This is a genomic window from Streptomyces sp. NBC_00659 (assembly GCF_036226925.1).
Taxonomy (GTDB): Bacteria; Actinomycetota; Actinomycetes; order Streptomycetales; family Streptomycetaceae; genus Streptomyces.
On record NZ_CP109031.1, the window covers coordinates 4,597,121 to 4,622,291 of the forward strand.

General features: G+C 70.4%; 31 protein-coding genes. 8 read left to right on the top strand and 23 right to left on the bottom strand.

The window, feature by feature from the left end:
* Window positions 1-25: 25 nt before the first annotated feature.
* Window positions 26-763 (bottom strand): HAD family hydrolase, encoded by a 738-nt coding sequence (locus tag OG410_RS19855; protein WP_329300422.1) that lies wholly within the window; start codon window positions 761-763, stop codon window positions 26-28.
* A complete protein-coding gene (locus OG410_RS19860; protein ID WP_329300423.1) occupies window positions 763-1,647 on the bottom strand; it encodes a GntR family transcriptional regulator in 885 nt (294 codons plus the stop codon). The genes OG410_RS19855 and OG410_RS19860 overlap by 1 nt, the downstream gene beginning before the upstream one ends.
* Window positions 1,648-1,836: 189 nt before the next feature.
* Between OG410_RS19860 and OG410_RS19865 the strand changes: the two genes are divergently transcribed.
* Complete coding sequence (locus tag OG410_RS19865; RefSeq protein ID WP_329300424.1) at window positions 1,837-2,031, top strand: hypothetical protein; 195 nt, start codon at window positions 1,837-1,839, stop codon at window positions 2,029-2,031.
* On the opposite strand, the gene OG410_RS19870 is transcribed toward OG410_RS19865, so the two are convergent.
* The gene (locus tag OG410_RS19870; RefSeq protein ID WP_329300425.1) at window positions 2,021-2,950 is read right to left on the bottom strand and encodes a winged helix-turn-helix domain-containing protein; all 930 of its coding nucleotides are present in this window, start codon (window positions 2,948-2,950) and stop codon (window positions 2,021-2,023) included. The two genes, OG410_RS19865 and OG410_RS19870, sit on opposite strands and share 11 nt — an antisense overlap.
* Before the next feature lie 195 nt (window positions 2,951-3,145).
* On the opposite strand from OG410_RS19870, the gene OG410_RS19875 reads away from it, so the two are divergent.
* Window positions 3,146-3,331, top strand: a complete 186-nt coding sequence (locus tag OG410_RS19875) for a hypothetical protein (protein WP_326786989.1) — start codon at window positions 3,146-3,148, stop codon at window positions 3,329-3,331.
* Window positions 3,332-3,509: 178 nt separating this feature from the next.
* Here the strand turns inward: OG410_RS19875 and OG410_RS19880 are convergent, their stop codons facing one another.
* The 3 genes from OG410_RS19880 to OG410_RS19890 form a co-directional block, all read right to left on the bottom strand.
* Window positions 3,510-4,805, bottom strand: a complete 1,296-nt coding sequence (locus OG410_RS19880; protein ID WP_329300426.1) for a GNAT family N-acetyltransferase — start codon at window positions 4,803-4,805, stop codon at window positions 3,510-3,512.
* A 374-nt stretch (window positions 4,806-5,179) separates the two neighbouring features.
* Window positions 5,180-6,301 (bottom strand): asparaginase, encoded by a 1,122-nt coding sequence (locus tag OG410_RS19885; protein ID WP_329300428.1) that lies wholly within the window; start codon window positions 6,299-6,301, stop codon window positions 5,180-5,182.
* Window positions 6,302-6,446: 145 nt separating this feature from the next.
* The gene (locus OG410_RS19890; protein ID WP_329300429.1) at window positions 6,447-7,103 is read right to left on the bottom strand and encodes an RsiG family protein; all 657 of its coding nucleotides are present in this window, start codon (window positions 7,101-7,103) and stop codon (window positions 6,447-6,449) included.
* Window positions 7,104-7,297: 194 nt separating this feature from the next.
* On the opposite strand from OG410_RS19890, the gene dtd reads away from it, so the two are divergent.
* On the top strand, window positions 7,298-7,723 hold the full coding sequence (gene dtd / locus OG410_RS19895) for a D-aminoacyl-tRNA deacylase (RefSeq protein WP_329300430.1): 426 nt from the start codon (window positions 7,298-7,300) through the stop codon (window positions 7,721-7,723).
* Between the two features lie 3 nt (window positions 7,724-7,726).
* Here dtd and ygfZ read toward each other — a convergent pair whose 3' ends face one another.
* The 6 genes from ygfZ to OG410_RS19925 all read right to left on the bottom strand — a co-directional run bounded on the left by ygfZ (window position 7,727) and on the right by OG410_RS19925 (window position 12,741).
* Window positions 7,727-8,692, bottom strand: a complete 966-nt coding sequence (gene ygfZ, locus OG410_RS19900) for a CAF17-like 4Fe-4S cluster assembly/insertion protein YgfZ (RefSeq protein WP_329300431.1) — start codon at window positions 8,690-8,692, stop codon at window positions 7,727-7,729.
* Between the two features lie 88 nt (window positions 8,693-8,780).
* Complete coding sequence (locus OG410_RS19905) at window positions 8,781-9,215, bottom strand: Fur family transcriptional regulator (protein WP_329300432.1); 435 nt, start codon at window positions 9,213-9,215, stop codon at window positions 8,781-8,783.
* 76 nt (window positions 9,216-9,291) lie between these two features.
* Window positions 9,292-9,867, bottom strand: coding sequence for an FABP family protein (locus tag OG410_RS19910; RefSeq protein WP_329300433.1), 576 nt, complete (start codon window positions 9,865-9,867; stop codon window positions 9,292-9,294).
* Between the two features lie 263 nt (window positions 9,868-10,130).
* Window positions 10,131-11,144, bottom strand: coding sequence for a hypothetical protein (locus OG410_RS19915; protein WP_329300434.1), 1,014 nt, complete (start codon window positions 11,142-11,144; stop codon window positions 10,131-10,133).
* Window positions 11,141-12,076 (bottom strand): hypothetical protein, encoded by a 936-nt coding sequence (locus OG410_RS19920; protein WP_329300435.1) that lies wholly within the window; start codon window positions 12,074-12,076, stop codon window positions 11,141-11,143. The genes OG410_RS19915 and OG410_RS19920 overlap by 4 nt, the downstream gene beginning before the upstream one ends.
* Entirely contained in the window at window positions 12,073-12,741 is a 669-nt protein-coding gene (locus tag OG410_RS19925; protein ID WP_329300436.1) for a hypothetical protein, read from the bottom strand. Before OG410_RS19925 ends, OG410_RS19920 begins: the two co-directional genes overlap by 4 nt.
* Before the next feature lie 253 nt (window positions 12,742-12,994).
* Between OG410_RS19925 and OG410_RS19930 the strand changes: the two genes are divergently transcribed.
* Window positions 12,995-13,357: a DsrE family protein gene (locus OG410_RS19930; RefSeq protein ID WP_151472712.1), complete on the top strand. Its 363-nt coding sequence runs from the start codon at window positions 12,995-12,997 to the stop codon at window positions 13,355-13,357.
* A 70-nt stretch (window positions 13,358-13,427) separates the two neighbouring features.
* Here OG410_RS19930 and OG410_RS19935 read toward each other — a convergent pair whose 3' ends face one another.
* From OG410_RS19935 to OG410_RS19970, 9 genes are all read right to left on the bottom strand, one after another.
* Window positions 13,428-13,823, bottom strand: coding sequence for a VOC family protein (locus tag OG410_RS19935; RefSeq protein WP_329300437.1), 396 nt, complete (start codon window positions 13,821-13,823; stop codon window positions 13,428-13,430).
* Window positions 13,824-13,838: 15 nt separating this feature from the next.
* Window positions 13,839-14,102, bottom strand: a complete 264-nt coding sequence (locus tag OG410_RS19940) for a DUF3099 domain-containing protein (protein ID WP_328450930.1) — start codon at window positions 14,100-14,102, stop codon at window positions 13,839-13,841.
* Between the two features lie 231 nt (window positions 14,103-14,333).
* Window positions 14,334-14,621 carry a DUF1416 domain-containing protein gene (locus tag OG410_RS19945; RefSeq protein WP_329300438.1) on the bottom strand — a complete coding sequence of 96 codons (288 nt, stop codon included), beginning with the start codon at window positions 14,619-14,621 and terminating at the stop codon, window positions 14,334-14,336.
* 30 nt (window positions 14,622-14,651) lie between these two features.
* Window positions 14,652-15,497, bottom strand: coding sequence for a sulfurtransferase (locus OG410_RS19950; RefSeq protein ID WP_329300439.1), 846 nt, complete (start codon window positions 15,495-15,497; stop codon window positions 14,652-14,654).
* A 154-nt stretch (window positions 15,498-15,651) separates the two neighbouring features.
* The gene (locus tag OG410_RS42615) at window positions 15,652-15,732 is read right to left on the bottom strand and encodes a putative leader peptide (RefSeq protein ID WP_350310325.1); all 81 of its coding nucleotides are present in this window, start codon (window positions 15,730-15,732) and stop codon (window positions 15,652-15,654) included.
* A 428-nt stretch (window positions 15,733-16,160) separates the two neighbouring features.
* Window positions 16,161-16,904 (bottom strand): LmeA family phospholipid-binding protein, encoded by a 744-nt coding sequence (locus OG410_RS19955; RefSeq protein WP_329300440.1) that lies wholly within the window; start codon window positions 16,902-16,904, stop codon window positions 16,161-16,163.
* Between the two features lie 182 nt (window positions 16,905-17,086).
* Window positions 17,087-18,262, bottom strand: a complete 1,176-nt coding sequence (locus OG410_RS19960; RefSeq protein WP_329300441.1) for a hypothetical protein — start codon at window positions 18,260-18,262, stop codon at window positions 17,087-17,089.
* A gap of 8 nt (window positions 18,263-18,270) precedes the next feature.
* Window positions 18,271-18,525, bottom strand: a complete 255-nt coding sequence (locus tag OG410_RS19965) for a MoaD/ThiS family protein (protein WP_037622382.1) — start codon at window positions 18,523-18,525, stop codon at window positions 18,271-18,273.
* Window positions 18,526-18,613: 88 nt separating this feature from the next.
* Complete coding sequence (locus OG410_RS19970; protein ID WP_329300442.1) at window positions 18,614-19,492, bottom strand: alpha/beta hydrolase family protein; 879 nt, start codon at window positions 19,490-19,492, stop codon at window positions 18,614-18,616.
* A 252-nt stretch (window positions 19,493-19,744) separates the two neighbouring features.
* Here OG410_RS19970 and OG410_RS19975 point away from each other — a divergent pair, with 252 nt between their 5' ends.
* Both OG410_RS19975 and OG410_RS19980 read left to right on the top strand, forming a co-directional pair.
* Window positions 19,745-20,575 carry a winged helix-turn-helix transcriptional regulator gene (locus OG410_RS19975; protein ID WP_329300443.1) on the top strand — a complete coding sequence of 277 codons (831 nt, stop codon included), beginning with the start codon at window positions 19,745-19,747 and terminating at the stop codon, window positions 20,573-20,575.
* A 23-nt stretch (window positions 20,576-20,598) separates the two neighbouring features.
* On the top strand, window positions 20,599-21,621 hold the full coding sequence (locus OG410_RS19980; protein WP_329300444.1) for a LacI family DNA-binding transcriptional regulator: 1,023 nt from the start codon (window positions 20,599-20,601) through the stop codon (window positions 21,619-21,621).
* A 154-nt stretch (window positions 21,622-21,775) separates the two neighbouring features.
* Here OG410_RS19980 and OG410_RS19985 read toward each other — a convergent pair whose 3' ends face one another.
* Complete coding sequence (locus tag OG410_RS19985; RefSeq protein ID WP_329300446.1) at window positions 21,776-22,162, bottom strand: FG-GAP repeat domain-containing protein; 387 nt, start codon at window positions 22,160-22,162, stop codon at window positions 21,776-21,778.
* Window positions 22,152-23,375, bottom strand: coding sequence for an RNA-guided endonuclease InsQ/TnpB family protein (locus OG410_RS19990; RefSeq protein WP_329300447.1), 1,224 nt, complete (start codon window positions 23,373-23,375; stop codon window positions 22,152-22,154). The genes OG410_RS19985 and OG410_RS19990 overlap by 11 nt, the downstream gene beginning before the upstream one ends.
* Before the next feature lie 329 nt (window positions 23,376-23,704).
* On the opposite strand from OG410_RS19990, the gene OG410_RS19995 reads away from it, so the two are divergent.
* Together OG410_RS19995 and OG410_RS20000 are read left to right on the top strand one after the other, a co-directional pair.
* Window positions 23,705-24,916 (top strand): S1C family serine protease, encoded by a 1,212-nt coding sequence (locus OG410_RS19995; RefSeq protein ID WP_329300449.1) that lies wholly within the window; start codon window positions 23,705-23,707, stop codon window positions 24,914-24,916.
* 14 nt (window positions 24,917-24,930) lie between these two features.
* Window positions 24,931-25,110: a hypothetical protein gene (locus OG410_RS20000; RefSeq protein ID WP_329304485.1), complete on the top strand. Its 180-nt coding sequence runs from the start codon at window positions 24,931-24,933 to the stop codon at window positions 25,108-25,110.
* The last annotated feature ends 61 nt before the right edge of the window (window positions 25,111-25,171 follow it).

Here is a 25,171-nt window from a genome sequence, read left to right on the forward strand (position 1 = left end):
CCCCTCGGGGCACAGCCCGCGCCCTTCACTGCTGACCCCGCAGGGTTTGCAGCACCGTCTTCAGCGACGCCACCACATGCTCGGCTCCGGCGTCCCGGAGCAGTTTCTCCTTGTCGGGGTGACGCGCGTAGCCGAGGAACGGAACCCCGGCGCGCCGGGCGGCGTGCAGATCCGAGGGGGCGTCACCGATCATGAGCGCCTTCGACGGATCCGCGCCGAGGGCGTTCAGGGCCCGGTTGAGGCAGTTCGGATCCGGCTTGAGGTGGGCGAGGTTCTGGGTGCGGCCGTAGACGTGGGGCGCGAAGCAATCGGCCAGATCACGGCCCTCCAGGTAACGGGCGGCCGTGCGGGGCGAGTTGTTGGTGGCGATCGCCAGCCGGGCGCCGACGGCCCGCCAGGTCCGTATCACCGCGTCGGCGTACTCGGTGGGCCAGGCCTTGGCCACCGCCTTGAGCTCCTGCTGGGTGAATCGTTCCTCCAGCTCGGCCACCAGGTCGCTGCGCGGACGCCGCCGGTTGACCGCGTGCAGGACTTCCAACGGATCGGCGTGCTCACGTTCCTCCGGGGTCAACAGCCTTCGCATCCCCTGCTGTTCGAGCCACTCGACCAGATCCCTGGCCACCTTCTCGGCGGCGTGCCCCGCGTACAGCCGGCAGACCGGCCCGTCGAAGTCGAAGAGCACGAAGCGCGCGCCGGTGATCGTGTCCCGCAGGTTCTCCGTCTGTGTCGCCACCGCATCAGTCTGCGTCGTATCAGAAGTCACTACGAGAGTCTGAGGTCCTTGGTGATGGTTTCCCAGAGGGCGTTGAACCACTTCTGGGACTCGTCCACGAACGCGGTGTCCCGGCCGCCGGTCCGCTTCTCGAAGGAGAAGAGCAGGGACTCGGCGCCGAGGGCGTCGTAGATGTCCAGTTTCTCGTCGTCCGAGATCTCCTCTTCCCGCCTGGTGATCGTGTAGTACGCCATCAGCGCCTCCGACCCGTTGAGCAGGTACAGCTTCACGGGCGGGGTGAAGGGCAGGGCCCGGAAGGTCACATGGACCTCGATGCCGTGGGAGGAGCGCAGGGACTGGAGGTTGTGGCGCAGGACGTGGCCCTGGGCGTTGCGCTGGTCCAGCCAGCGCTTGTGGACCGGGTCGTCGTCGCCCTGGTCGTCGACGGAGACGGGGAACGCCAGGTTGATCTCCCGGCTGGGCAGCAGGATCCGCACGTCGATGCGCTCCGGGCGGATCCTTCCGTCGTGGATCTGGCGGACCGGCTCGGCGAGCGCCACCATCAGCGTCTCCGCGGTGAGGCAGGCCGCGTCGATCCGCACATGGGGGACGGAGAACGCCTCGGTGATGCGCGGGGCGAGGGCCACCATGGTCGGCTGGGGCCCGTTCCGGGTGGGAGTGACTTCCGCGATCCGCGGCGGACTGCCCTTGCTGACGTTGCTGAGCAGGCCGCCTTCCTGGAGCTCGCGCAGGGCGAGGCGGACCGTGCCGCGCTCGACGCCGAACTCGTCGGCCAGTTCCGCCTGGGTGGGCAGACGGTCGCCGGCCTTCAGCTCACCGGTGCGGATGCGCTTCCGCAGGACGTCGGCGATCTCCTGGGGCGAAAGCCTTCTGCTGCTGTCACTCGCCACAACGTTCTCCTGAGTCACGACCAAACGGTACAACTCTCTCCCATCTTTGGGGAGTTACTCGAAAGTTGTTTATCGATACTTACCAAGTGGGGACAACCTAACCAGAGTTGGTTGCCAACTTGGCCAAGATGGCGGAAGTTTTGCCTCCCCTCGCCCATCCGTGGCACCGAGCACCCCGAGCAGGTCACCGATAGAGAAGCAGGAGGAACCACCATGCCCGCCATCGCCCTCCTCTCCGCCGTCTTCGTCGTCGGCTTCGAGCAACTCGTCCAATGGCGGTACGGCCCGACGGGCATCGTCGGACTGCTGCTGCTCACCATCGGGATCAAGGCGAAGAACCCCACGTGCAGCACCATCGGGGCCGTCGTCCTGGCCCTGCTGGTGGCGGGGCCGGCCGTCAGTTCGTGATCAGCAGTTCCGAACTGATCGTCTCCCACAGCGCGTTGAACCAGAGGTGGGACTGTTCCACGAACGTGGTGTCCCGCAGTCCCACCCCCTGACCGAAGGGGAACAGCATCGACTGCGTACCTTCGGCGTCGTACATCTCCAGGTATTCATGGTCGATCTCCTCGCCCCGTCGGGCGAGTGTGTAGTACGCGAAGAGCGCTTCGGCCTCGTTGAGCAGGTACAGCTTCACGGGCGGGGTGAAGGGCAGCGCGCGGAAGGAGACCCGCACGTCGATGGCGTGCGTGGCGCGCAGCGCCATCAGGTTGTGCCGCAGCACCTGCACCTGGGCGTTGCGCTGGGCCAGCCAGCGGCGCCGCGGACGGTCGTCCGTCATGTCGTCGACCGGCGCGGGGAACGCGAGGTCGATGTCCCTGCTGGGAAGCAGCACCCGGACGTCGACCTTGGCCGGTTTTATGCGTCCCGCGTGAATCTCGCGCAACGGCTCACCCATGGCGAGGGTGAGCGACACGGCGGTCAGACACAGCGCGTCGATCTCCACGTGCGGGACCTCGAAGGCCGCCGTGATCCGCGGGGCGAGCGCCACCACGGTGGACTGCGGCTTGTCCTGCGGCCCGGTCGGAGCCCGCTCGGGATGGTCCGCGACCGTCGCCGGGCTCCCCTTGGACACGTTGACGATCAGGTGCTCCGACTGGAGGATGCGCAGCGCCTGGCGCACCGCGCCGCGTTCGACGCCGAACTCGTCGGCCAGTCTGGCCTGGGTCGGCATGCGCTGGCCGGCCCGCAGCTGACCGGACCTGATCCGGCTGCGCAGCTCGTCGGCCACCTCTCGGTGTGACCTCGGCGGCCGTGGTGACCTGTTCCGTCCGTTGACGACGGCATGCTTCGGCTCCACAACCAGAACACTACAACTTCCCGCCATCTTTTGGCAGTTGCCGGACAGGTGGTTATGAGTCGTCCCAACACGGAGATAACCAAGAGTGAGTTGGTCGCCAACTTGCTCAACATGGTCAAACTTCCGGAGGGTTGGCCGCCGAAGTTCCGCCCGGATGCTGGGCGGTCGGGGCGGACGGTCCTCAGCGGGGGTCCGCCTCCCCGTCCCGAAGGAGGGACCGTCATGCCGCTCATCGCCCTCGCCATCGCCGCCCTGGCCATCGGATTCGAGCAACTCATCCAGTGGGAGTACGGGCCGATGGGCATCATCGCGTTCGTCGCGCTGTCCGTCGGGCTCAAGGCCCGGAACGCCACCGTCAGCGGCATCGGGGCCGTGATCCTCGTGATGCTGCTCGCCCAGTCCGGCTGAGCGGACGCCACGTCCGCCAGTCCGGCTGACCACGCTCCCCTCCGGAGGGGAGCCGGGAGCATGGTCGGTCCGCACCACCGCGTCAACCCGCACCACCACAACTGAATCGCTACGGATCGGCAGTCCCAGCAGTCGACACCCGCACGGGAAGGAGAACGTCCCTACAGGCAGCCGCAGTTCAGAAGATGTCCGGGCACCACGGTCGCCTGGACGTCCGCAGCAGGGCGTCGGCCAGACGGGCGGCGCCCTCTTGCCGTTCCCGGACCCGGCCCAGCGCCGCCAGCCGCACCGCGGACTCGTCCCCGAGCCACAGCGTCGCCAGATCGGCGATGGAGAGCGACAGGGCCGCCTCCTCGGTGGTCGGCGCGCAGGTCGCCGTACCGTCCGACGCGGCCCGGAGCCGATAGCGGCCTCCGTCCGGTCCGCTCTCGTCCGTCACGTCGAGCACGAGCGTCCCGGCGGTCCCGTACGTCCGCGCCTCCAGAGCCCGTACGACATCCAGGATCCGCACCCAGAGCCAGTCCGACTGGCTGGTGACACGGGCGGCGCGCGGGTCCGGCAGGAACAGCGGCAGCAGGTCGTCGGGGGCGCGCCGGCCGGACTTGACCCGGGTGATCCAGTCGATCGAGCAGAGGTAGCTCCACAGGGCGCGCTCGGCCGCCGGCGTCACCGCGAGCAGCCAGTTCACCTCCGCCGTGTTGCGGGGCTGGTTGGAGTCGCCCCACTCGTCGTCCGAGGTGTAGGAGACAAGGCCCTCGATCTCGCCCGTCGCCGAGCGGTACGCGGCGTAGAACGGTTCCTTCCAGGGGAAGCCGCCGAACCTCAGCAGACCGGTGTTCATCTGCCACCAGCGGGCGTCGCGGCTGATCACGCCCGGCCGGTCGCGCCGCAACCGTTCGTGCAGTTCGGGTCCCGCCTTGCGGACGTCCTCGGCGTCCAGGAGGTCGACACGGCCGCCGTCGGCCGGACCCGCCCAGCGGGGGTCGAGACCGGTGCGCGGTACGTCGACGGTCCACTCGGTGGTGCTGGTCGCGGGGCCGAAGCCGTAGCGGCCGTAGATCGGGTACTCGGCGGCGATGAGGGTCGCGACGACATCGCCCCGCTCCCTCGCCGCCGCCAGGTCGGCCTTCATCATGCGGGTGAGCAGGCCCCGGCGGCGGTGCGTGGGCGAGACGGTCACGCCGGAGATCGCGTCCGCGGGGACGGCCGCGCCGCCGACCGCGGTGAGCTCCTGCGGGAACGACCTGAACGTCGCCACGCAGCGGGAGCCGTCGAACGCGCCCTGGGTCCTCCCCAGGATGAACGCCGCTCTGCGGTTCTCGACGTCCTCGTCCGAGATGACCGGCTCCTGCAGGAACCCCGTCTTCACGGCGCGCAGCCAGTCGGGGAGGTCGGAGGCGGTGATCGACCGTACGTCGATCGTGTCGCCGGCGTCTGTGGCGTCGATGGCGTCGCTGGCATCATGCGGGGTCATGGAGCCACGCTAGGCGGACCCCTGCCGGGGTGTCGCGCGGATTTCCGCACGGCCCCTCCCGGCCGGTCCTCCCTCTCCCCACCCGTATCCCGGGCAGGCCGGAGGGCCGCACGATCCCGGGCCGGAGAGCCACAGGGATCCCAGGCCGGAGGGCCGCACGGAGTCCAGGCCGGACACACCCGGACCCCGGGCTGGAGGACCACACGAACCCCGGGCCGAACGCACCCCGATCCCGGACCGGGAGACCACACGGATCCCCGGCCGGACACACCCCGATCCCGGACCGGAAGGCCACACGGATCCCCGGCCGGACGCACCCCGATCCCGGACCGGAAGGCCCTACGGATCCCAGGTCCGACCCACCCGCCCCCGGGTCAGAAAGCCGCCCGGATCTCCCCCACCTCGCGGCCGCCGCCCAGCAGGGGCGCGCTGCCGATCCTCGTCACCACCGGCCCCTCCACACCCAGCAGGCCCAGAGCGCGGGCCAGGACGGGGCCCAGTGCCCGGCCCCCGCCGTCGTCGATCTTGAAGGCGAGGGCGCGGCCGTCGGGCAGCGCGACCGCCTGGACGGCTTCGGCGCCCATCTTGGACAGGGCGCCCGGGACCTCGCGCATCAGCCAGGTGTCGGGGCGCCGGGTGCCGGCGACGTACTCGGGGTGGGTGCGCATGGCGTCGGCCACCCGGCGTTCGGCGGAACCGGGGGCCGCGAGGACGAAGGAGCGGAAGGCACGGGCGAGACCCGTGAGGGTGATCGCCATCAGGGGCGCCCCGCAGCCGTCCGTGCCGACCGCCGCGACGGGCTCCCCGGCGGCTTCCTCGACCACGGAGTGGATGAGCTGCTGGAGGGGGTGCCCGGGATCGAGGTAGGACTCGGTGGACCAGCCGCGCTGCGCGCACACCGCAAGCATCGCCACGTGCTTGCCGGAGCAGTTCATGGTGACCCGGTCGCGGACGGCACCGGAGGCGAGGTAGGACTCCGCCTCGACGGGGTCCAGCGGCAGGTCCGGCGGGCACTGGAGCTGCCCGGCGTCCAGCCCGTGCTCGACGAGCATCCTCTGGACCAGGTCACGGTGGAAGATCTCGCCGGAGTGGCTCGCGGCGGCCAGGGCGAGGCGTTCCCCTGCCAGGTCGAGTCCCGCGCGCAGGACGCCGGCCGCCTGCATGGGCTTGTTCGACGAGCGCGGGAAGACGGGTGCCGCGACGTCGCCGAGCGCCAGCTCGACCGTCCCGTCGGCGGCCAGCACCACCAGGCTGCCGCGGTGGTGCCCCTCGACGAAGCCGGAGCGAACGACCTCGGCGAGCACCGGGAGCACGTCGGACGTGCCGGACCGAGGACTCCCCTCGGACACGGGAGCCGTGCCGGGCGTACGGGCGGTGTCGAGCGTACGAAGCGTGCCAGGGGTGCCGGAGGCGCCCGGTGTGCCGGCCTCACCCGGTGCACCCGGTGTGCCGTCGGATATGGGCGGGTCTTCGGGCGTGCGGGGAGCTGCGGACATCGGCGGTGGCCTTCCGGAACGGGGACCCGCTCGGAAGGCGGGAGCCGGGTCGTGTCCCGGACCGCGCCCCCACCCGCGCGGAGCGGAAGCGCGCCTCCTGGATTCCGGCGCGCCCCTCGGCCCCGGGATCACCGGTGCCGCCACGTCACATGAGCAGGTCGTCTACTTGTGCTTCCCCTTCACGGTACCTGCGGGCGATCTCGGCACTGCAATCGTCGGCCGTGCGCTGGAGCTGCTGGCGCCGCCGGGAGACCTGCTGCTCGTAACGGACGAGTCGGCCGAGTCCCGCGCCCAGCTCTTCGTCCGTACGGGCCTCCAGGTCCGACAGCTCCACCTCGGCGAGCATCTCGGCGGCCAGCGCCCGGTACTCCTCGCCGTGCGGCGTGCCCACGGTGACATGGCGGGCCGAGGAGCGGTACCGGGCCGGCGCGTCCGTGAGGATCTCCGAGAGCCGCTCGACGACGGAGTGCTTCCCCCGGCCCACGGGCGAGAGGTGTCCGGAGGCCGGGGCGGGCATCCGGTGCTCCCCGCGGCGCGCGAGCTCCGCGCGCAGGATGTCGATGCGTCCCTGGAGCAGCCGCCGGACATAGCTGAGGTCGGCCTCGTCCCGCTGGGCGTCCCGGCGCAGCGTCCGCAGTTCGGGCAGCCGGAGCACGGTGACGCCGGTCGGGGCCGGATCCGCCGCCAGCGGGCCGCTGTCGGTGCGCTGCACCGGCGGCCGGGCGGTCATCGCTTCCGCCCGTGCGCTCGTGCGGGTCAATGACACGGCTCCGGTCTGCTGCCCGGTCCTCGATGTGCTCATGTACCTCTACCGTCCCCTCGACCGGCGCGGTCCGCCCAACGGCCGGACCGCAACACCCCGCATGGTGCCACCCCAGATGGCCGCTATGTGACCGAGTGACCCGATCAGCCCCAGATGGCGGGTTGGTTACCCCGGAAAATCACGCGAAGGGCCCGCACCGCGCGACGGGACCATGACACGGCATCATGGTCCGCATGCGTGCGGTGGTGCAGAGAGTGGACGGCGCGAGCGTCGTCGTGGACGGCGAGACGGTCGGCGAGATCAGCGGTGAGGGCCTGTGCGTCCTCGTCGGGGTCACCCACGAGGACACCAAGGAGAAGGCGGCCCAACTGGCCCGCAAACTCTGGTCCGTCCGGATGCTGGCCGACGAGCGGTCCTGCTCCGACATCGACGCGCCGCTGCTCGTCGTCAGCCAGTTCACGCTCTACGGCGACGCGCGCAAGGGCCGCCGCCCCACCTGGAACGCGGCCGCCCCCGGCGATGTGGCCGAGCCCCTCGTCGAGGAGGTCGTCGCCCAGCTCCGCGCTCTGGGCGCCACGGTGGCAACGGGCCGTTTCGGCGCCCGGATGCGGGTCTCCCTGACGAACGACGGCCCGTTCACCGTCCTCCTGGAGATGTGAGCCCTACGGCTCGACGACGACCTCCTGGGCCGCCGCCGTCGAGTCCGCCATCAGCGGGGCGTCCACGGGCACGTTGCGCTTCACGAGGGCCAGCGCGATCGGGCCGAGTTCGTGGTGGCGTACGGATGTGGTGATGAAGCCGATCACGCGGCCGTCGGGGGCCTCGTCCGCGACGCGCAGCTCGGTGCCGTGCGGGGGCAGGACGACCTCGCTGCCGTCGAGGTGCAGGAAGACCAGGCGGCGCGGGGGCTTGCCCAGGTTCTGGACGCGGGCGACCGTCTCCTGTCCGCGGTAGCAGCCCTTCTGGAGGTGCACCGCGGTACCGATCCAGCCCAGCTCGTGCGGGATGGTGCGGTGGTCGGTCTCGAAGCCGAGGCGGGGCCGGTGCTGCTCGACGCGCAGGGCCTCGTGGGCGAGGAGTCCGGCGGGCGGTCCGGCCTTCTCCGCCCAGGAGTCCAGGTCCGCGCGCGGCAGGAAGAGATCACGGCCGTACGGCGTCTCGCGGACGACCACGCCCTCGGGGGCCTCGGCGATCGAACCGGCCGGAAGCTCGACGACCGCGAAGTCGGCCGTGCGGTCGGCGACTTCGACCCGGTAGAAGAAGATCATCGACTCCAGGTAGGCGACCAGCGCCTCCTGGGTGCCGGGTTCCGTGTGCATCCACACCGTCGTGCCGTCGTCGACGAGGTACAGCGCGTGCTCGATGTGGCCGTTCGCGGAGAGGATCAGCGCCTCGGTGGCCTGGCCGGCCGGGAGGTCGGTGACGTGCTGGGTGAGCAGGAGGTGCAGCCAGGCCAGCCGGTCGTCCCCGGTGACGGTGACGACACCGCGGTGGGAGAGGTCCACGAAGCCGACGCCGTCGGCGAGCGCGCGCTGCTCACGGAACAGGTCGCCGTAGTGGGCGGCGACGCCTTCGTCCACACCTTCGGCTGGAACGGCGCCGGGCAGGGACAGGAGGGAACTCTTCATGGACATACACACTACGACCGCGCGGTGACCGATTTTATTTCTGCCGGCTCTGCCAGTCCTGCCGACTCTGTCAGTCCTGCCGACTCTGTCAGTTCTGCTGGGCCTGCTGGGCCTGGCAGTCCGTGCAGCGGCCGAAGATGGCGAAGTGCTTCATCTCCGTCTCGAAGCCGAAGGATTCCCGGAGCTTGGCGGTGAACTCGGCAGCGACGGAGACGTCGGCCTCGATGACGTTCGAGCAGTCGCGGCAGACGAGGTGGATGTGGTGGTGCCGGTCGGCCAGGTGGTAGGTCGGCGCGCCGTGTCCCAGATGGGCGTGGCTGACCAGCCCGAGCTCCTCCAGGAGCTCCAGGGTCCGGTAGACCGTGGAAATGTTGACCCCCGACGCCGTCTTCCTCACTTCGCCGAGGATGTCGTCGGGGGTCGCGTGTTCCAGGGTGTCCACTGCTTCGAGGACAAGCTGGCGCTGAGGCGTCAGCCGGTAGCCGCGCTGCCTGAGGTCGCTCTTCCAGTCGGTGCTCACCACACTGGAAGTCTAGGACCATTCCGGTGGGCACCGCCCTGGGGAACGGTACGGCGGCCGGAGACCGGGCGGCGGCCTCCTACTTGAAGAAGGCGATCCCGTCGTCCGGCATGTCGTCGGGCAGGTCCTTCGCCCAGCGCTCGACGTCCTCCGGCGTGACGACCTTCTTCAGGTGCCCGGACATGTAGGGACGCAGCTCGACCTCGGGGGTCGCCTTCTCGCCGACCCACATGAGGTCGCTGTTCACATAGCCGTACAGTCGCTTGCCGCCGCTGTAGGGACCGGAGGCGGCGGTGCGGGCCACGGCGTCGGTGACCAGGTCGATCTGCGGCTTCTTGTCGGCGAGCTCGCCGTACCAGATCTCGACGACGCCGTCGTCGCGGGTCATCACGACCTCGACCTTGCGCTCGGCGTCGACGCGCCAGAAGCCGGTCTCCGTCTCCAGCGGCCGGACCTTCTCACCGTTCTCGTCGAGCACCCAGCTGTGCGAGCGGTACTCCAGGAAGTCCCGCCCGTCGTGCGTGAAGCTGACCTCCTGCCCGAAGTTGCACTTCTCGGAGCCGGGGAAGTCGTGGACACCGACTCCGGCCCACTCGCCGAGCAGGAAGACAAGGGGGACCAGGTCCTTGTGGAGGTCCGACGGGATCTCGATCATGAGCTGAACAGTTCCTTGGTGGGGGTCAGCGCTGGCCCTGGTACAGCTTCTTCACGGTCAGCGCGGCGAAGGCGAGCACGCCGACGCAGACCAGGGCCAGCAGGGTTTCGAAGAAGATCTCCACGCGGTGCTCCTCGGTGAGCGGAACGGGGTCCCCGCTCGGGCACAGCCGAGATGGGGGGAGTACACAAAAGCCGGGCCCCAGCTTACGCGGCCGGGGCCCGGCGCTCTCTTCCAGGTGGGCCCTGTCGGGGCCTTCGCACTCAGCCGAGCAGTTGACTCTGGAGAACCACCGTCTGCTGGAAGGGGATCGCCCGCGCGGAGCCCTTGCGGGACTGCACCACCAGACCGAGGGTGTCCCCGGCCGCCAGGTACGCCTGCCTGACCTGCTCGGCGCCGTACGGCTTGGTCTCCGTGTACGTGTAGCGGGCGATGTCGTCGAGCTGGGCGACGCCCGCGAAAACCTCGTCGCTCTGCATGGAGGCCGCGCCTCGCAGCGCGAAGCCCGGGCTGCCCCAGTTGGTGAACTCGTCCTGATAGAGCAGGTCGACGACCGCGGCGGTGTCGAACTGGAGCAGATAGATCTGCGTGTGCGTGCCGTCCGGAGTGGTCCAGCCGCGGGCGGCGATGTGCCGCAGGGCGTGGTCGGTCAGCACCTGGTCGACGGTGTCCCGGTCCGTCTTCTCCGCGTACTGCGCCACGAAGGACTTCTTCGCCAGCCAGCCGTCCTCGCCGCGCAGCGCCGGGTCCGCCTTGGCGCCCTTCGGGGAGGGGAGCAGGAGCTTGCGCAGGTCGGCGGAGTGGACTCCGGCCTTGTTGGACTCGGCGAACGGCCCCGGGCTGCCGGACGGCAGCGGCGGCTTGACGATGGCCGGGTAGTCCCAACGCCCGTCGGCCTTCGTCGCCAGACCGGGTACGTCGGTGCGCTCCATCCTGGTGATGCCGTACGCGACGGACGAGCCGACCGCCGCGAAGACCAAGGTGGCGGCGGTCCAGCGCAGGACGGCGCGCAGCACCCGACGGTCCTTCTTGACCTTGACCAGCGGCACCTCGGGCTCGCCGGCCACGGGCGGCGCGACAGGTGACGGCGGCACCGCGGCCTCGGCCCCGGCCTCCGTGCCGGCTTCCGCCACGACAGTCGGCTGCTCCGGCTGCGGTACGGGAGCCTGCGGCTCGGCGGCGCGCGGCTCGTCCCGCTCGGCGGACGCCTCCTGCTCGACCTGTGTCGTGTCCTCGACCGGCCTCATGTCGTCGACCGGTGTCGTCTGCTCGGTCATACCGCCTCTCCCGGCTCCTGGATGCGGTCGAGCTGCTCACGGAGCAGGTACGCGACCCCGTCGGTGGTCATCGGCTTGGCCGCGTACGCGATGGCACTGACCAGCACGTCACCCTGATAGGCGGAGCAGATCATCATGTCGAGCTTCTCCTCCTTCTCCTTGGGCGACAGGAAGCACTTGGCGTTCTTGTGGCCCTCGATCTTCGGTCCGGAGCGGAAGATCTTGAGGGCGTCGAACAGCTCGTTCTGGAACGTCGACATGTTCCGCACGGCCCGCTTGTCCTCGATCTGCGCCAGTTGGATGCTGACGGTGACGACGCCTTCGTCGGGGAAGCGGCCGTCGAGGTAGCTGCGCATGGCCATGCCCTTGGTGTGCTGCTTGTCGATCCCCTTCTCGATCTGCCGCCGCTGGGAGCGGGGCAGGCCGCGGACCGCCTCCTTGCGCAGGGCGGTGGCCTCGCCCCCGCTGAGCGCGGCGTCGGAGCCGAACCGGGCGATGTCCGGACCCCGGCTCCAGGTGTCGTCGTACGGCACGAGCACGGCGGCGAGCGAGGAGGCCGCCTTCGTCTTGGCCTCGCCGCTCGTGGCCTTCGGGAACTTCCAGGTCGGCGCGCCCGCGTCCCGGTCGGCGTCCTGGACGGTCACCACGGTGTAGGCGCTGCCCGCGACGACAGCACCGACGAGCAGCACGGAACCGGCGATGGCGGCGATACGGCCACGCCTGACGGGCTTCCTGGCAGGAGCGGGTTCGGCGGCGGCCACAGCGGACTCGGAGGTGACCGCTTGCGGTACGACGGACTCCGGCAGGGTCGGTTCCGGTGTCTCAGGTTCCGCCGCCGCGGGAACCGTCGGCTCCGGTGCGGCCGACGCCGGAACGGGCTCCCCGGGGTTCACGGCTTCCGCGTTCTCCGGGTTCGGGGATTGCTCGTTCACAGCCGCTCCAACTGCCGCTTGGCCAGGTCCATGATCTTCGACTTCGGGATCGGCTTGGAGTCGTAGATCCAGATCTCCATGGCGATGTCACCGCGCGAGGCCGTCGCCTGAGCCCTGTAGAGCGGCAGGTAGCCGGCCTTCCTCTCCGGCTTGAAGAGGTAGACCATGCCGTCGCTCGCGCCTGGGAGGGGCCACTCGCCACTGGAGCCGTACACGTACCAGTCACTCGCCCGATCCGCGGCACCGAGCTTCTCCTCCTGGCGGTACTGCACCAGCCGGATCTCGGCGTTGCCGTCGCTGCCCACGTTCCAGCTGACCCCGACGCCCCGGCGGAACTCCACCTCGGCCAGACGGCCGAACGCGCGGCCCGATTCCTTCAGCGAGTGCGCATAGGCGGCCATGTCCAGCCAGCCGTCCTGCTCCAGCGCCCAGTCGGGCACCTTCGTACCCTTCGGCCGGGGAAGCAGCAGCTTGCGCAGGTCGCCGTCCGTCTTCACCCGGTGGTCCTGGGCGGCGGACAGCGGCTCGGGGCCTTCGCCCTTGGCCTGGGCCACCACCGGCTGCGACAGCGAGGGCAGCTTGGTGGGCTCGCGGTCGGCCTGGACCAGATATCCGGCGCAGGTACCGGCGACGAGACCGAGCACGGCGGCCGTGGCGATGAGCAACGTCGTACGACCGCGCCGACGGGGCCTGGGCCCTGACGGAGCGTCCGACGCCGTACCGGGATCGACGACCGGCGCGTCGTCGGGCGCGCTCGGTCTTTCCGGTGTTTCGGGTCCTTCGGGTACTACCAAGACGTCCCCCCACAGAACGTGAAGTGCGGATTCCGTATCCGCGCGCACAGGAGACCCATGGCTGGTACATGGGGTTGCGCGGATGTTGATCACGATTCGGACTACCATGGCGGCCATGGCGGCCATGGCGAACAAGCTCGTGATCAAGGTGACGGCGGGGGCCGATGCCCCGGAGCGGTGCTCACAGGCGTTCACCGTCGCCGCGGTGGCCGTGGCCAGTGGTGTGGAGGTCTCCCTCTGGCTGACCGGCGAGTCCTCCTGGTTCGCGCTGCCGGGCCGCGCCGCCGAGTTCGAGCTGCCGCACGCGGCACCGCTGCCCGATCTGATCGACTCGATCCTGGCGGCCGGGCGCATCACCCTGTGCACCCAGTGCGCGGCCCGGCGCGACATCACGGAGAAGGACGTCCTGGAGGGTGTACGGATCGCCGGTGCGCAGGTGTTCGTGCAGGAGGCCATGGCGGACGGGACGCAGGCGCTGGTCTACTGACCGGCGTTCCGCCGACGGGGGGCGACCCTGCCGACGGGGGTGGCCCTCGTCGCCGTCGGTCCGCGGGCCGCTACTGACCTCGTCTGCGCCGCCCGCGGGTGTCCACCCAGAGACAGAAGGGGTGGCCCGCCGGGTCGAACAGCACCCGTACGTCCTCCTGGGGCTGAAGCTCGGCGAGCCGGGCGCCCTGCTCCACGGCGCGGGCGGTCTCCTCGGCCAGGTCGTCGACCTCGATGTCGAGATGGAGCATCATCCGCTGGTCGCCTGGACCGGCGGGCCACACCGGCGCCGTGTAGAGCGGTTCGGTCTCGAAGGCGAGCGCGACCTCTCCGAACGGCGGGCCGATGAGCACCCAGTCGGGTTCCTCGGCCCGCACCTCGTACCCGAGCAGCCTCCGGTAGAAGCCGGCGAGTTCATGGGCATCGGGCGCGTCGAGCACCACGGTGGACAACCTCGTACGCGACATAGACGCTTTCCGCTCCTACTGCTGGCGCCGTTTCTTGCCGTCCAGCTCGTCCCACCACTCGTCGGACTTCGGGTCCCCGGACGGGTCGTCCCACCATCGGTCCTCGGGCCCCCGCCGGTTGGCCACCATCGCGGCCACCGGCGGAATCAGCATGGCCACCACGCACATGGCGACGGCCGCGGGGACCGACCACAGCCGTACGACAGCCCAGGCGAGGACGAACAGCACGACGCACGTCCCCATCATGGCGAAATACAGATGACGCCTGCGCGCGTACATACCACCAGCGTAGGCCCGGACAACCCGTCCGGCGCAGTGCCGACGGGCCCCGGAGAGCCCCCGGGCACGGGCCGGAGCGCAGGCCGGGGCACAAGGGCACGGCGGGCGGGCGACGCGGGTGCCGCGCGGGCAAGCCGAAGGGCCGCACCCCGATCCGGTAAGCGTCCAACCCCCGGGGGTGCGGCCCTTCGGCCGTTCAGTCGACTGCCGTCAGGGACGGCGGTCCGCCGTTCAGACGGCGATCGCGACCTCGGCGAGGCCGCCCGTCTGGGCGACGACCGTGCGGTCGGCGGTGCCACCCGGGACCAGGGCCCGGACGGTCCACGTGCCCTCGGCCGCGTAGAAGCGGAACTGACCCGTCGCGGAGGTGGGGACCTCCGCGGTGAACTCGCCGGTCGAGTCCAGGAGACGGACGTAGCCCGTCACCGGCTCGCCGTCGCGGGTCACGTGACCCTGGATCGTGGTCTCACCGGGCTTGATCGTCGAGGCGTCGGGGCCGCCGGCCTTCGCTCCACACATATTTCGATTCCGTCCTTCAGGCCTTGGGGGTTACTTGTTGGCGCCGAGCTCGATCGGCACGCCGACGAGGGAGCCGTACTCGGTCCAGGAGCCGTCGTAGTTCTTGACGTTCTGCACACCGAGGAGCTCGTGCAGCACGAACCAGGTGAGCGCGGAACGCTCACCGATGCGGCAGTAGGCGATCGTGTCCTTGGCGAGGTCGACCTTCTCGGCGGCGTAGAGCTCCTTGAGCTCGTCGTCCGACTTGAAGGTGCCGTCGTCGTTGGCGTTCTTCGACCACGGGATGTTGCGGGCGCTCGGGACGTGGCCCGGACGCTGCGACTGCTCCTGCGGAAGGTGCGCCGGGGCGAGCAGCTTGCCGCTGAACTCGTCGGGCGAACGGACGTCGACCAGGTTCTGCGAGCCGATCGCGGCGACGACGTCGTCACGGAAGGCGCGGATCGAGGTGTTCTGGGCCTGGGCCTTGTAGGCGGTGGCGGAGCGCTCGGGGATCTGCGAGCCGTCGACCAGGTCGCGGGAGTCGAGCTCCCACTTCTTGCGGCCGCCGTCGAGCAGCTTCACGTTCTCGTGGCCGTAGAGCTTGAAGTACCAGTAGGCGTAGGACGCGAACCAGTTGTTGTTGCCGCCGTAGAGGACGACCAGCGTGTCGTTGCCGATGCCCTTCGACGAGAGGAGCTTCTCGAAGCCCTCCTGGTCGATGAAGTCACGGCGGACCGGGTCCTGGAGGTCCTTGGTCCAGTCGATCCGGATGGCGTTCTTGATGTGGTTCTTCTCGTACGCCGAGGTGTCCTCGTCGACCTCGACGACCGCCACGTTCGGGTCGTCCAGGTGGTCCTGGACCCAATCGGCGTCTACCAGGACGTCGCTGCGGCTCATGCTCGTTCTCCTCCGGGGCAGTTGCGGCGGGGTGGTGCGTTTGGAGAGGGTGCGCGGTGCGGTGCTGCATGCCGGTGAGGGCTGCGCGGCGCAATCGTGGCCCGGACAAGAGAGGTCCAGGGGCCCGGCTCGCGGAAGACGGAAACGCTTCCGCTCAGAAGGTGCGACAGAGCATGGCGGCGACGCGGCACAGGTCTACTGCCCGCCGCTTCGTGAGGTCCGCCTGTCGCTTCATGGGTCCGATCGTAGGGACGGACAGGCGGGCATGTCACCGGCGTGTCGAATGCTGAGACGCGATCGTCCGCACTATGATACGCGAACGCCGTCGAAGCCCGGCCCGCACGGATTCCGGTGGGCCGCGTCGGTCATCGCTTCGACGGCGTATCTGCGGTACGGACAGGGCTGTCTCGCCTTTCGGACAGCCGCCCCTCCGACGGGGGTCTTCCACCGGACACTTCCGGAAATTCTTCGTCCCGGACGGGCCCGGACCGGTCCGGTAGGTCTTTCTACGAGCCCGATCCGGCACGACTTCTGCCGGACCTGGTCCGGCACGACTTCTGCGGACCTGGTCCGGCAGGACTTCTGCGGGCCAGGTCCGGCGGCAGGGCTTCCAGGGGCCTGGTCCGGCAGAGCTCCTACGGGCCGGGGCCGGCGGACTGCCTTCTACCCGACCAGCCGGACGTCCGAACCCTTCACCGTGATCTCGACACCGCCCGGGGCCGCCTGGACACTGTCGAGCTTGATGCCGCCGGGCAGCTGGTCGATCTTCTGCTGGAAGTCGGTGATCGAGCGGATCCGGCCCTCGGCGAGCTGGACGCCCAGCTTGGGCAGCGAGTCGGCGTGCACCTTCACGGTGTCGCCGGAGACGCTGAGGGAGCTGAGCACCGAGACCGGCTCGGACAACTTCTTGCCGAAGACGGTTGCCGAGACGGTCACCTTGATCTTGCCGTTGCCGCCGTCGGAGAGGCCGATGATCTGGGCCTTGACGCCAGGCGTCACCTCCGTGGGCCCGGGCTTGGCCGCCTTGAGCAGTTCGGCGTACGAGATCGACGCGCTGCCGGTGGCGCTGCCGGCCGTGGCGGAGCTGTAGCCACCGTTGAAGGAGACGCCGTGCATCTCGGCGTCGAGGTCGTCGATGCGGATGGTGCCGGCGGAGGAGTCCGTACCGCCGGTCGACGCCTCGTAGCTCTTGATGCCGATCTTCACGTCGTCGAGCTCGCCGCCGACGACCTGGGTGAGGAACGGAAAGCCCCCGATGGACACGTCCGGGGTGGTCGCGAGACCTTCTGCGCTCTTGATCCGGCCGGCCGCCTCGTCCTCCGCGAACCCGACCGCGACCCGGTCGGCGAGCACGAACAGACCGCCGAGAACGATCACGAGAATCAGGGTTATTCGCAGTGCGCGCATGCTCGATGTTCCCCCACCTGGGACGGCCCCGTCTGAGCGGCCGAGTAGCCGCCCGAGCGCGAGCCTAACGCCGAAGGGCCCCCGAATCGGGGGCCCTTGAAGGCAGTTGTCGATCACCTGTGACGATTCGGCGCCCCGTCGACCGGATCCGGCCGACGGGATCCGGCCGACGGGATCGGCGGTCAGCCGAGCGCGCGGCCCAGGAGGTAGACCGCCGGAGCGGCGGCGGCCAGCGGCAGCGCCACACCCGCGGTGAAGTGGACGAAGCGGGACGGGTAGTCGTAGCTCGCCACCCGGTGCCCGATCAGCGCGCAGGCACCCGCGCCGAGGCCGAGGAAGGCGCCCTGCGTGCCCAGGTCCGTCATCCCGCCGACCGCGATGCCGGCGCCCGCGGCGGCCAGCAGCGCGACGACCACGGAGGCCGCCGTGGGCAGCGGCAGCGCCCGGGCCAGGATCGCCGCGGCGACCGCGGCCGCGCCCACCGTCACGGCGTCCGGCTCGGCCGCCAGATGACCGGCCGCGATGATCGACAGCGCCGCGGAGACGACGGTCGCCATCAGGCCGTACATCCGCGTGTCCGGGTCGGCGTGGCTGCGGAGCTGGAGCACGAGGGTCAGCAGGACCCACACGCCGAGGGTGCCGAGGATCGCGGCGGGCGCGTTCTCCCGGCCGGCGACGAGCAGCGCCACGTCGGCGGTCACCGCGCCCAGGAACGCCAGCGCGATGCCCTGCCGGGCGGGCCACATCCCGTTCAGCCGGAACCAGCCGGCCGCGGTGACGGCCTGGAGCAGGACGAGCGGCACGACGAGCGCGTACTCCCCGATCGCCGCCGTCCCCGAGAGCAGCAGCGCGAGCAGCGCCGTCAGCGCGGCCGGCTGGATGCCCGGCTCGATGACCGGCGACCGTCCCTCGGCACGGGCACGCTGCGCGTCGGTGATCCGGCTCTGCCCGGTGACCGTCGCGGGCCCGTAGGCGACACCGGCCTCGCTCACGCTCTCGGGCAGGGTCCCGCTGTCACGGAGCGTCCCGCCGGGGCGGGACGGGTCCGCCGGGCCGCCGGCGGCCGGAGCGTGGTCCGGGTTCCACGGCTGCGCCGGAGCCTCGGGCGGCAGGGTCGCCCCCGCGACGCCGCCGTACCCCTGGGACTCGCCGTAGGTCTGGTAGCCCTGCGGAGGCAGGTGCGAGCTGTCGGCCTCCTGGACCGGTGCCTGCGCCTGCGTCTCCCAGGTCCGCCCCTCCCACTGCTGGGTGTGCTGGGGCCAGTCGGCGTGCTGCCGGGGCTCCTGCGACGGGTGCCCCTGCGGTTGCTGATACGGGTCGTATCCCTCGCGGCGACCCTCGTACGGCTGGTTGCTCATCGTCTCGCTCACCCTCCTGCGAACGGCGGGAGCACCTCGACCGTGCCGCCCTCGGCCAGCCGTACCGTCTCATGCCCGCGGGTCCCCACGGGATCACCGTCGATCAGGAACGAGCATCGCCGCAGGACGCGGACGAATTCGCCGGGGTGCCGTTCGCGGGCCGCGTCGAGCGCCTCGGCGAGCGTGCCGGCGTCGTACGGCTCGTCGCCGACGCCTGCCGCGGCCTTGGCGGCGGCCCAGTAACGCACCGTGCCCTTTGCCATCTCGTTCCTCAATCAGCGATCTGGTGTGCTCTTGTGTGTGGTGTCCTCGCACCTGTGTGCGTGGACCCCGCCAGGCTAGTTCCTGTCGTCAAATTCCCGCATGGGCGGCGCCCCAGCCCGCGATACGGCTGAGCAGGCCGTCGGCGGCGGCGTTCTCCGCGTGCCCCATGCCGTGCTCCAGCCACAGTTCGGCGTGCCCGCCGGAGGCGTCGGCCAGCATGCGCGGGTGGTCGACCGGGAAGTAGCCGTCCCGGTCGCCGTGGACGATGAGGAGCGGCGTCGGCGCGATGTGCGGGACGCACTCGACCGGGGACGCCGGCACCGGGTTCCAGTCCCGGTGGTGGATACGGGTCCGCAGACCGACCCGGCCCACGATCCGGCCCGCCGGACGGGTCACCAGCCAGTGCACCCGTCGCATGGGGGCCGTACCCCGGTAGTACCAGCGGGCCGGCGCGCTCACCGACACCACCGCGTCCGTACGCGCCTCCGTGCGCCCCTCGTGCTCCAGGCCGGGCACCGGCTCACCACCCGCGGATTTCCCGCCGTAGAGCGCCGCGTGCCGCAGCACCACCGAGCCGCCCATCGAGAAGCCGACCGTCACGATCCGGGTGTGCCCGAGTTCCCGCGCCCAGGCGACCGCCGCCGCCAGATCGTGGACCTCACGGTCACCGACCGTGGAACGGCCGCCCGATCCGCCGTGACCGCGGAAGGAGAAGGTGACCACCGCCCCTTCGCGGGCGAGGACGCCGGCCGCGCGGCGGACGTGCGGACGGTCCAGACCGCCCGTGAATCCGTGTGCGACGATGAACGCAAGGTCACCGGAAGACTCCGCTCCGGGGTCGTACGCCGCATCGATCGTCACACCGTCGACCGTGCGCAGAAACGTCCGCGAAGGGACGCGTGGCGTTGTCTCAAGGCGTGGACTTTTGAAAGATCGCGTCACTTGACCTGCCGGACCTGAGCTCATGTGGGCTATTCTGCTGGGCATGAGGACTCGGGCAGAGTAGCCCCCGGGTCCTTTTGTGCTTTCGGAAGCGTTGTATACGAAGCGGGAAACCGCAGGTGTACGGGCCGCGAAGGCGCAGCGGATCCTGGAGGCGCGGGAGCCGCGAGTACCAAGCAGTGCCGCAAACGTCCTCGCAGGGACCGAGGAGGAACCAGACGTTATGGGCGAGCGAACCGTGCACGAAGGCAGGACGACCCGAGTGGGTGAGGCTCGATGAGCTCTCTCCTGCTCCTGACCAACGCCCTTCAGCCGTCGACGGAGGTGCTTCCCGCTCTCGGCCTGCTGCTGCACAACGTGCGCGTGGCGCCCGCCGAAGGCCCGGCCCTCGTCGACACCCCCGGTGCCGACGTCATCCTGATCGACGGACGCCGTGACCTCCCGCAGGTGCGCAGCCTGTGCCAGCTGCTGCGCTCCACGGGACCCGGCTGTCCGCTCGTCCTCGTCGTGACCGAGGGCGGCCTCGCGGCCGTCACGGCCGACTGGGGCATCGACGACGTCCTCCTCGACACGGCGGGCCCCGCCGAGGTCGAGGCGCGCCTGCGGCTCGCGATGGGCCGCCAGCAGATCGTCAACGACGACTCCCCGATGGAGATCCGCAACGGCGACCTCTCCGTGGACGAGGCGACCTACAGCGCCAAGCTCAAGGGCCGGGTCCTCGACCTGACCTTCAAGGAGTTCGAGCTCCTGAAGTACCTGGCGCAGCACCCGGGCCGCGTCTTCACCCGCGCCCAGCTCCTCCAGGAGGTCTGGGGCTACGACTACTTCGGCGGTACGCGGACGGTCGACGTCCACGTACGGCGGCTGCGCGCGAAGCTCGGACCCGAGCACGAGTCGCTGATCGGGACCGTCCGGAACGTCGGTTACCGATTCGTTACCCCGGAGAAGGTGGAGCGCGCCGCGGACGGGGCGAAGGCCAAGGCGGCCCAGCCAAAGCCGGATGATGCGGACGAGACGGCGCACACGGACGCCGCCGCCCCGGCACAGGCCCCGGCACAGGCCGCGGTGGAGCCCCAGGAAGCCGCCGTACGCCCTGCCCAGAGGTAGGTCCATCCGCGTAGACTCCGTGCGTGGCCAAGGTGACTAGGGATGACGTAGCGCGACTGGCGGGTACGTCCACCGCCGTCGTCAGCTATGTCATCAACAACGGACCCAGGCCGGTCGCCCCGGCCACGCGCGAGCGCGTTCTCGCCGCGATCAAGGAGCTGGGGTACCGGCCCGACCGGGTCGCCCAGGCCATGGCCTCGCGGAAGACCGAGCTCATAGGACTGATCGTGCCGGACGCGCGCCAGCCCTTCTTCGGGGAGATGGCGCACGCCGTCGAACAGGCCGCCGCCGAGCGCGGGAAAATGGTCCTGGTCGGCAACTCCGACTACATCGCCGAGCGCGAGGTGCACTATCTGCGCGCCTTCCTCGGCATGCGGGTCTCCGGACTGATCCTCGTCAGCCACGCGCTGAACGACCACGCGGCCGCCGAGATCGACGCGTGGGACGCCCGTGTGGTGCTCCTCCACGAGCGCCCCGAGGCGATCGACGACGTCGCCGTCGTCACCGACGACATAGGGGGCGCCCAGCTCGCCACCCGGCACCTTCTGGAGCACGGGTACGAGTACGTGGCCTGTCTCGGCGGTACGGCCGAGACCCCCGCCGTCGGCGACCCCGTCTCCGACCACGTCGAGGGCTGGCGGCGTGCCATGCAGGAGGCCGGCAAGCCGACCGAGGGACGCCTCTTCGAGGCCCCGTACAACCGGTACGACGCCTACAAGGTCGGCCTCGAACTGCTCGCCGGACCGCACCGGCCTCCGGCCATCTTCTGCTCCACGGACGACCAGGCGATCGGTGTCCTGCGCGCCGCGCGCGAGCTGCGCATCGACGTGCCGGGGCAGCTCGCGGTCGCCGGGTTCGACGACGTCAAGGAAGCGGGCCTGACCGACCCTCCTCTGACAACGATCGCATCGGACCGGCCGGCGATGGCCCGCGCGGCCGTGGACCTCGTGCTGGACGACGGACTACGGGTGCCCGGCTCCCGCCGCGAGCGGTTGAAGCTGTTCCCCTCGCGCCTGGTGGTACGCCAGTCCTGCGGCTGCGCGTAGGCCCCTCCGGGGCGGCCTGCCGCCCCGCGCACCGCACGTGCGGACCCCGCGAACGGACACCACATGCGGACACCACACACGGACGACAGCGGAGATCCCCGCGCCCCTGAGGGGACGCGGGGATCTCTGTGTGCTGCGACAGGTCTGATGGGACCTAGAACAGCAGGTTGTACTGGTTGAAGCCGGTGCCGAGGCTCTTACGGGTGCCGAAGAGGCTGCTGGAGGCCCTGTTGGTGCCCGGGTAGAGCCAGAGCGTGCCGCCCGAGTCGCGGGCGATGACGTCCGCGATCCCGTCACCGGTCACGTCGCCGTTGGCCACGTTCGAGGTGAAGTTCCAGCCCGTACGGACCTGGATGCGCGCGGAGAACGGGGTCTTCTCGACCTGCGTGCCCCGGTAGAGGTACAGGACGCCCGAGCTGTTGCGGACCAGCAGGTCGGCGCGGCCGTCGCCGGGGGACGGCGTACGACTTTTGACTTGCGCTCCCTCCTGAAGCAGGGAGATTCTGGCCTGCTCGCTCGATGCTGTGCCGCTACGCGGCACGGGTGTCGGGCGGGCTTCCGTGGCTTCCTGTTTCTTCGCGCTGTGCCGGGACGAGTCCTGGTCCTACCGGCGCTCCGCAGGCTGTCACCGCCAGTCCGGCGGCCGTTCTGATGTTGATCGCGGCATTGTGGTCCCGGTCGTGGAGGGTGCCGCAGGCGATGCAGGTCCATTCCCGGATGTGCAGGGGTTTGGGGCCGTCCTTGACACCGCAGGTGGAGCAGGTCTGTGAGGTCGGCTCGAACCGGCCGATCTTGACCAGGGTGCGCCCGTACCGGGCGGCCTTGTACTCCAGCATGTGCACGAACTGTGCCCAGCCCGCGTCGTGCACGCTCTTGGCCGGCCTCGTGCGCGCCAGTCCTTTGACCGCCAGGTCCTCCACACCGATCGCTTGGTTCTCGCGGATCAGCCTCGTGGAGAGCTGGTGGTGGAACTCGTGGCGGGCGTCGGCCACTTTCGCGTGGGCGCGGGCGACCTTGAGGCGGACCTTCTCCCGGTTCCTGGATCCCTTCTGCTTGCGGGACAGCTCCCGCTGGGTTCGTTTTAGTTTCTTCTCCGCGCGTCGCAGGAACCGCGGGGAGTCGGTCTTCGTACCGTCGGAGAGGACGGCGAAGGAGGTCAGGCCCAGGTCGATGCCGACCGCCTGGTCGGTGTCGGGCATCCGGGCGGCGTCCGCGGCCGGGTCGGTGTCGATGACGAACGAGGCGAAGTACCGTCCGGCCGCATCCTTGATCACGGTGACCGAGGACGGCCGTGCGGGCAGGGCGCGGGACCACTTCACCTTCACCGCCCCGATCTTCGGGAGGTTCAGTTTCCCGGAACCGGTGATCGACCAGCGGGCATTGGCCGTGAACCGGATCGACTGACGGCTGTCCTTGCGGGACTTGAACCGGGGCGCACCGCTCTTCGCCCCCTTGCGCTGACCTTTGAGGGAGGCGAAGAAGTTCCGGTACGCGGATTCCGCGTCGCGCAGGGACTGCTGGAGGACGACCGCAGAGACCTCACCCAGCCAGGACCGCCCCGGTGTCCGCTTGGCCTCGGTGATCAACTTCTGGGACAGTTCAGCGGCCTTCGGGAACGGCTCGCCCGCCGCGCGGGCGTCCTCGCGGGCGCGCACGGCATCGTTGTACACGACGCGAGCGCACCCGAACGCCCTGGCCAGCGCGATGCGTTGGCCCGGTTGCGGGTACAGCCTGAAGGCGTACCGAAGCTGCATGCGGCGATCGTACGAACGAGCACCACCCGCCACCAGCGGGAACATACGTACGGCCGGTACCCCCCTTGAGCCGGGGAGCGGAACAGGGGACGTTACCCGGCTTCGCCGGAGCGGGGCGGGACCACACCCCGTGCGCGACCGAGTACGCGGCGAAGTGCGGCGCAACCGCTCGGCGCACCCGGCGAGGACGCACAGGCGGTTCTCAAGTTGCCCGCAGGGGTCTCTCAGGCGGCTCGCAGGAAGCGCCTTTATATAGGGCATACGAGGTTCTGTCGGGCTTCTCAGGGGCCACTCAGGGAGCTCTCATGATCGGGGGACAGTCTTTTTTCATGACCGAGAGCTTCCGCCGTAGCGGCGAGTACCCCCAGGGCGACCACCACGGGTCCGCGTACCCGGAGCAGCAGTCGCACCCCTCCTCCCCCGTGAACCCCGAGTGGCCGCCACCCCCGGCGTACGACCCGGCCGCGCCCGTCCACGTCGAGCCGGGCACCACCGTGTGGCCCGGCTCCGGTCACGGCGGCAGCGGCGGGCACGGCGGCCACGCCCCGTACGCCGGGCACCCCGAGCCCGAGCCCGCCGGCACCACCGCCGTGTTCGCCACGGTGGGCGCCGGCCACCCCGAGCCCCCCGCCGACGCGACCTCCCGGCGGCGCGCCAAGGGTCCGTTCGCCCTGCTCGCCGCCGTGGCGATCGTCGCGGCGGCGATCGGCGGCGGTACCGCGTACGCCTTCCAGGAGCTGACCGGCAACGGCACCGTCGCCACCTCCAGCACCACCAGCGCCAACGTCGTGCCCACCAGCCAGCGCGGCACGGTCTCCGGCGTCGCCAAGGCGGTCAGCCCGAGCATCGTCGAGATCAGCGCGACCTCGAACGCGGGCTCGTCCACCGGCTCGGGCGTGATCATCACGACCGGCGGCGAGATCATCACCAACAACCACGTCGTCTCGGGCGCCTCCGCGATCAAGGTGCAGCTGAACAACGGCACGTCGTACGCCGCGAGCGTGGTCGGCACCGACAGCAAGAAGGACCTCGCGCTGATCAAGCTGGACAACGCGCCGTCCGATCTGAAGCCCGCGACGCTCGGCAACTCCGACGGCGTCCAGGTCGGCGACCAGGTCGTCGCGATCGGCTCCCCCGAGGGCCTGACCGGCACCGTCACCAGCGGCATCGTCTCCGCCCTCGACCGGGACGTGACCGTCTCCACCGACGAGAGCCAGAGCCAGCAGCAACAGCAGGGCGGCGGCAACGGCCAGTGGCCGTTCGAGTTCGGCGGCCGGCAGTTCAACGGCGACACCGGCTCCTCCACCACGACGTACAAGGCCCTCCAGACCGACGCCTCGCTCAACCCGGGCAACTCCGGCGGCGCCCTCATCGACATGAACGGCAACATCGTCGGCATCAACTCCGCGATGTACTCGGCCGCTTCGGACTCCTCGTCGTCCTCGTCCAGCGCGGGCAGCGTCGGCCTCGGCTTCGCCATCCCGATCAACACCGTCAAGTCCGACCTGGCCACGCTGCGGGCCGGCGGTTCCGACAGCTGACCCCGGAGGTCGCCATGATGATCAAGAGCGTCCAGCACACCGCGCCGGCCGCCGACCCGGCCGGACTCGGCGTCGCCCTGGCGGTCGCCCGCGAACTGCACCCGCCCGTCCGGCGCGCCCCCGAACTGGCCCCCGCCGTGTCCCGGCCCGCCCAGCGCCGCACGTCCGGCCGCCGCCGTACCGTACGAAGCTGATCCATTCCGGGACAGCCAGGAACGTGCGAGGCTGAAAACACCGGATCACACCCCATCCCAC

Coding starts and splice junctions, on each gene's coding strand:
- OG410_RS19865 (WP_329300424.1), top strand. CDS start 1,837: ATGCCCGCCATCGCCCTCCTCTCCGCCGTCTTCGTCGTCGGCTTCGAG.
- OG410_RS19870 (WP_329300425.1), bottom strand. CDS start 2,950: ATGGCGGGAAGTTGTAGTGTTCTGGTTGTGGAGCCGAAGCATGCCGTC.
- OG410_RS19875 (WP_326786989.1), top strand. CDS start 3,146: ATGCCGCTCATCGCCCTCGCCATCGCCGCCCTGGCCATCGGATTCGAG.
- OG410_RS19880 (WP_329300426.1), bottom strand. CDS start 4,805: ATGACCCCGCATGATGCCAGCGACGCCATCGACGCCACAGACGCCGGC.
- OG410_RS19885 (WP_329300428.1), bottom strand. CDS start 6,301: ATGTCCGCAGCTCCCCGCACGCCCGAAGACCCGCCCATATCCGACGGC.
- OG410_RS19890 (WP_329300429.1), bottom strand. CDS start 7,103: ATGAGCACATCGAGGACCGGGCAGCAGACCGGAGCCGTGTCATTGACC.
- dtd (WP_329300430.1), top strand. CDS start 7,298: ATGCGTGCGGTGGTGCAGAGAGTGGACGGCGCGAGCGTCGTCGTGGAC.
- ygfZ (WP_329300431.1), bottom strand. CDS start 8,692: ATGAAGAGTTCCCTCCTGTCCCTGCCCGGCGCCGTTCCAGCCGAAGGT.
- OG410_RS19910 (WP_329300433.1), bottom strand. CDS start 9,867: ATGATCGAGATCCCGTCGGACCTCCACAAGGACCTGGTCCCCCTTGTC.
- OG410_RS19915 (WP_329300434.1), bottom strand. CDS start 11,144: ATGACCGAGCAGACGACACCGGTCGACGACATGAGGCCGGTCGAGGAC.
- OG410_RS19930 (WP_151472712.1), top strand. CDS start 12,995: ATGGCGAACAAGCTCGTGATCAAGGTGACGGCGGGGGCCGATGCCCCG.
- OG410_RS19935 (WP_329300437.1), bottom strand. CDS start 13,823: ATGTCGCGTACGAGGTTGTCCACCGTGGTGCTCGACGCGCCCGATGCC.
- OG410_RS19940 (WP_328450930.1), bottom strand. CDS start 14,102: ATGTACGCGCGCAGGCGTCATCTGTATTTCGCCATGATGGGGACGTGC.
- OG410_RS19945 (WP_329300438.1), bottom strand. CDS start 14,621: ATGTGTGGAGCGAAGGCCGGCGGCCCCGACGCCTCGACGATCAAGCCC.
- OG410_RS19950 (WP_329300439.1), bottom strand. CDS start 15,497: ATGAGCCGCAGCGACGTCCTGGTAGACGCCGATTGGGTCCAGGACCAC.
- OG410_RS42615 (WP_350310325.1), bottom strand. CDS start 15,732: ATGAAGCGACAGGCGGACCTCACGAAGCGGCGGGCAGTAGACCTGTGC.
- OG410_RS19955 (WP_329300440.1), bottom strand. CDS start 16,904: ATGCGCGCACTGCGAATAACCCTGATTCTCGTGATCGTTCTCGGCGGT.
- OG410_RS19960 (WP_329300441.1), bottom strand. CDS start 18,262: ATGAGCAACCAGCCGTACGAGGGTCGCCGCGAGGGATACGACCCGTAT.
- OG410_RS19965 (WP_037622382.1), bottom strand. CDS start 18,525: ATGGCAAAGGGCACGGTGCGTTACTGGGCCGCCGCCAAGGCCGCGGCA.
- OG410_RS19970 (WP_329300442.1), bottom strand. CDS start 19,492: ATGAGCTCAGGTCCGGCAGGTCAAGTGACGCGATCTTTCAAAAGTCCA.
- OG410_RS19975 (WP_329300443.1), top strand. CDS start 19,745: ATGAGCTCTCTCCTGCTCCTGACCAACGCCCTTCAGCCGTCGACGGAG.
- OG410_RS19990 (WP_329300447.1), bottom strand. CDS start 23,375: ATGCAGCTTCGGTACGCCTTCAGGCTGTACCCGCAACCGGGCCAACGC.
- OG410_RS19995 (WP_329300449.1), top strand. CDS start 23,705: ATGACCGAGAGCTTCCGCCGTAGCGGCGAGTACCCCCAGGGCGACCAC.
- OG410_RS20000 (WP_329304485.1), top strand. CDS start 24,931: ATGATGATCAAGAGCGTCCAGCACACCGCGCCGGCCGCCGACCCGGCC.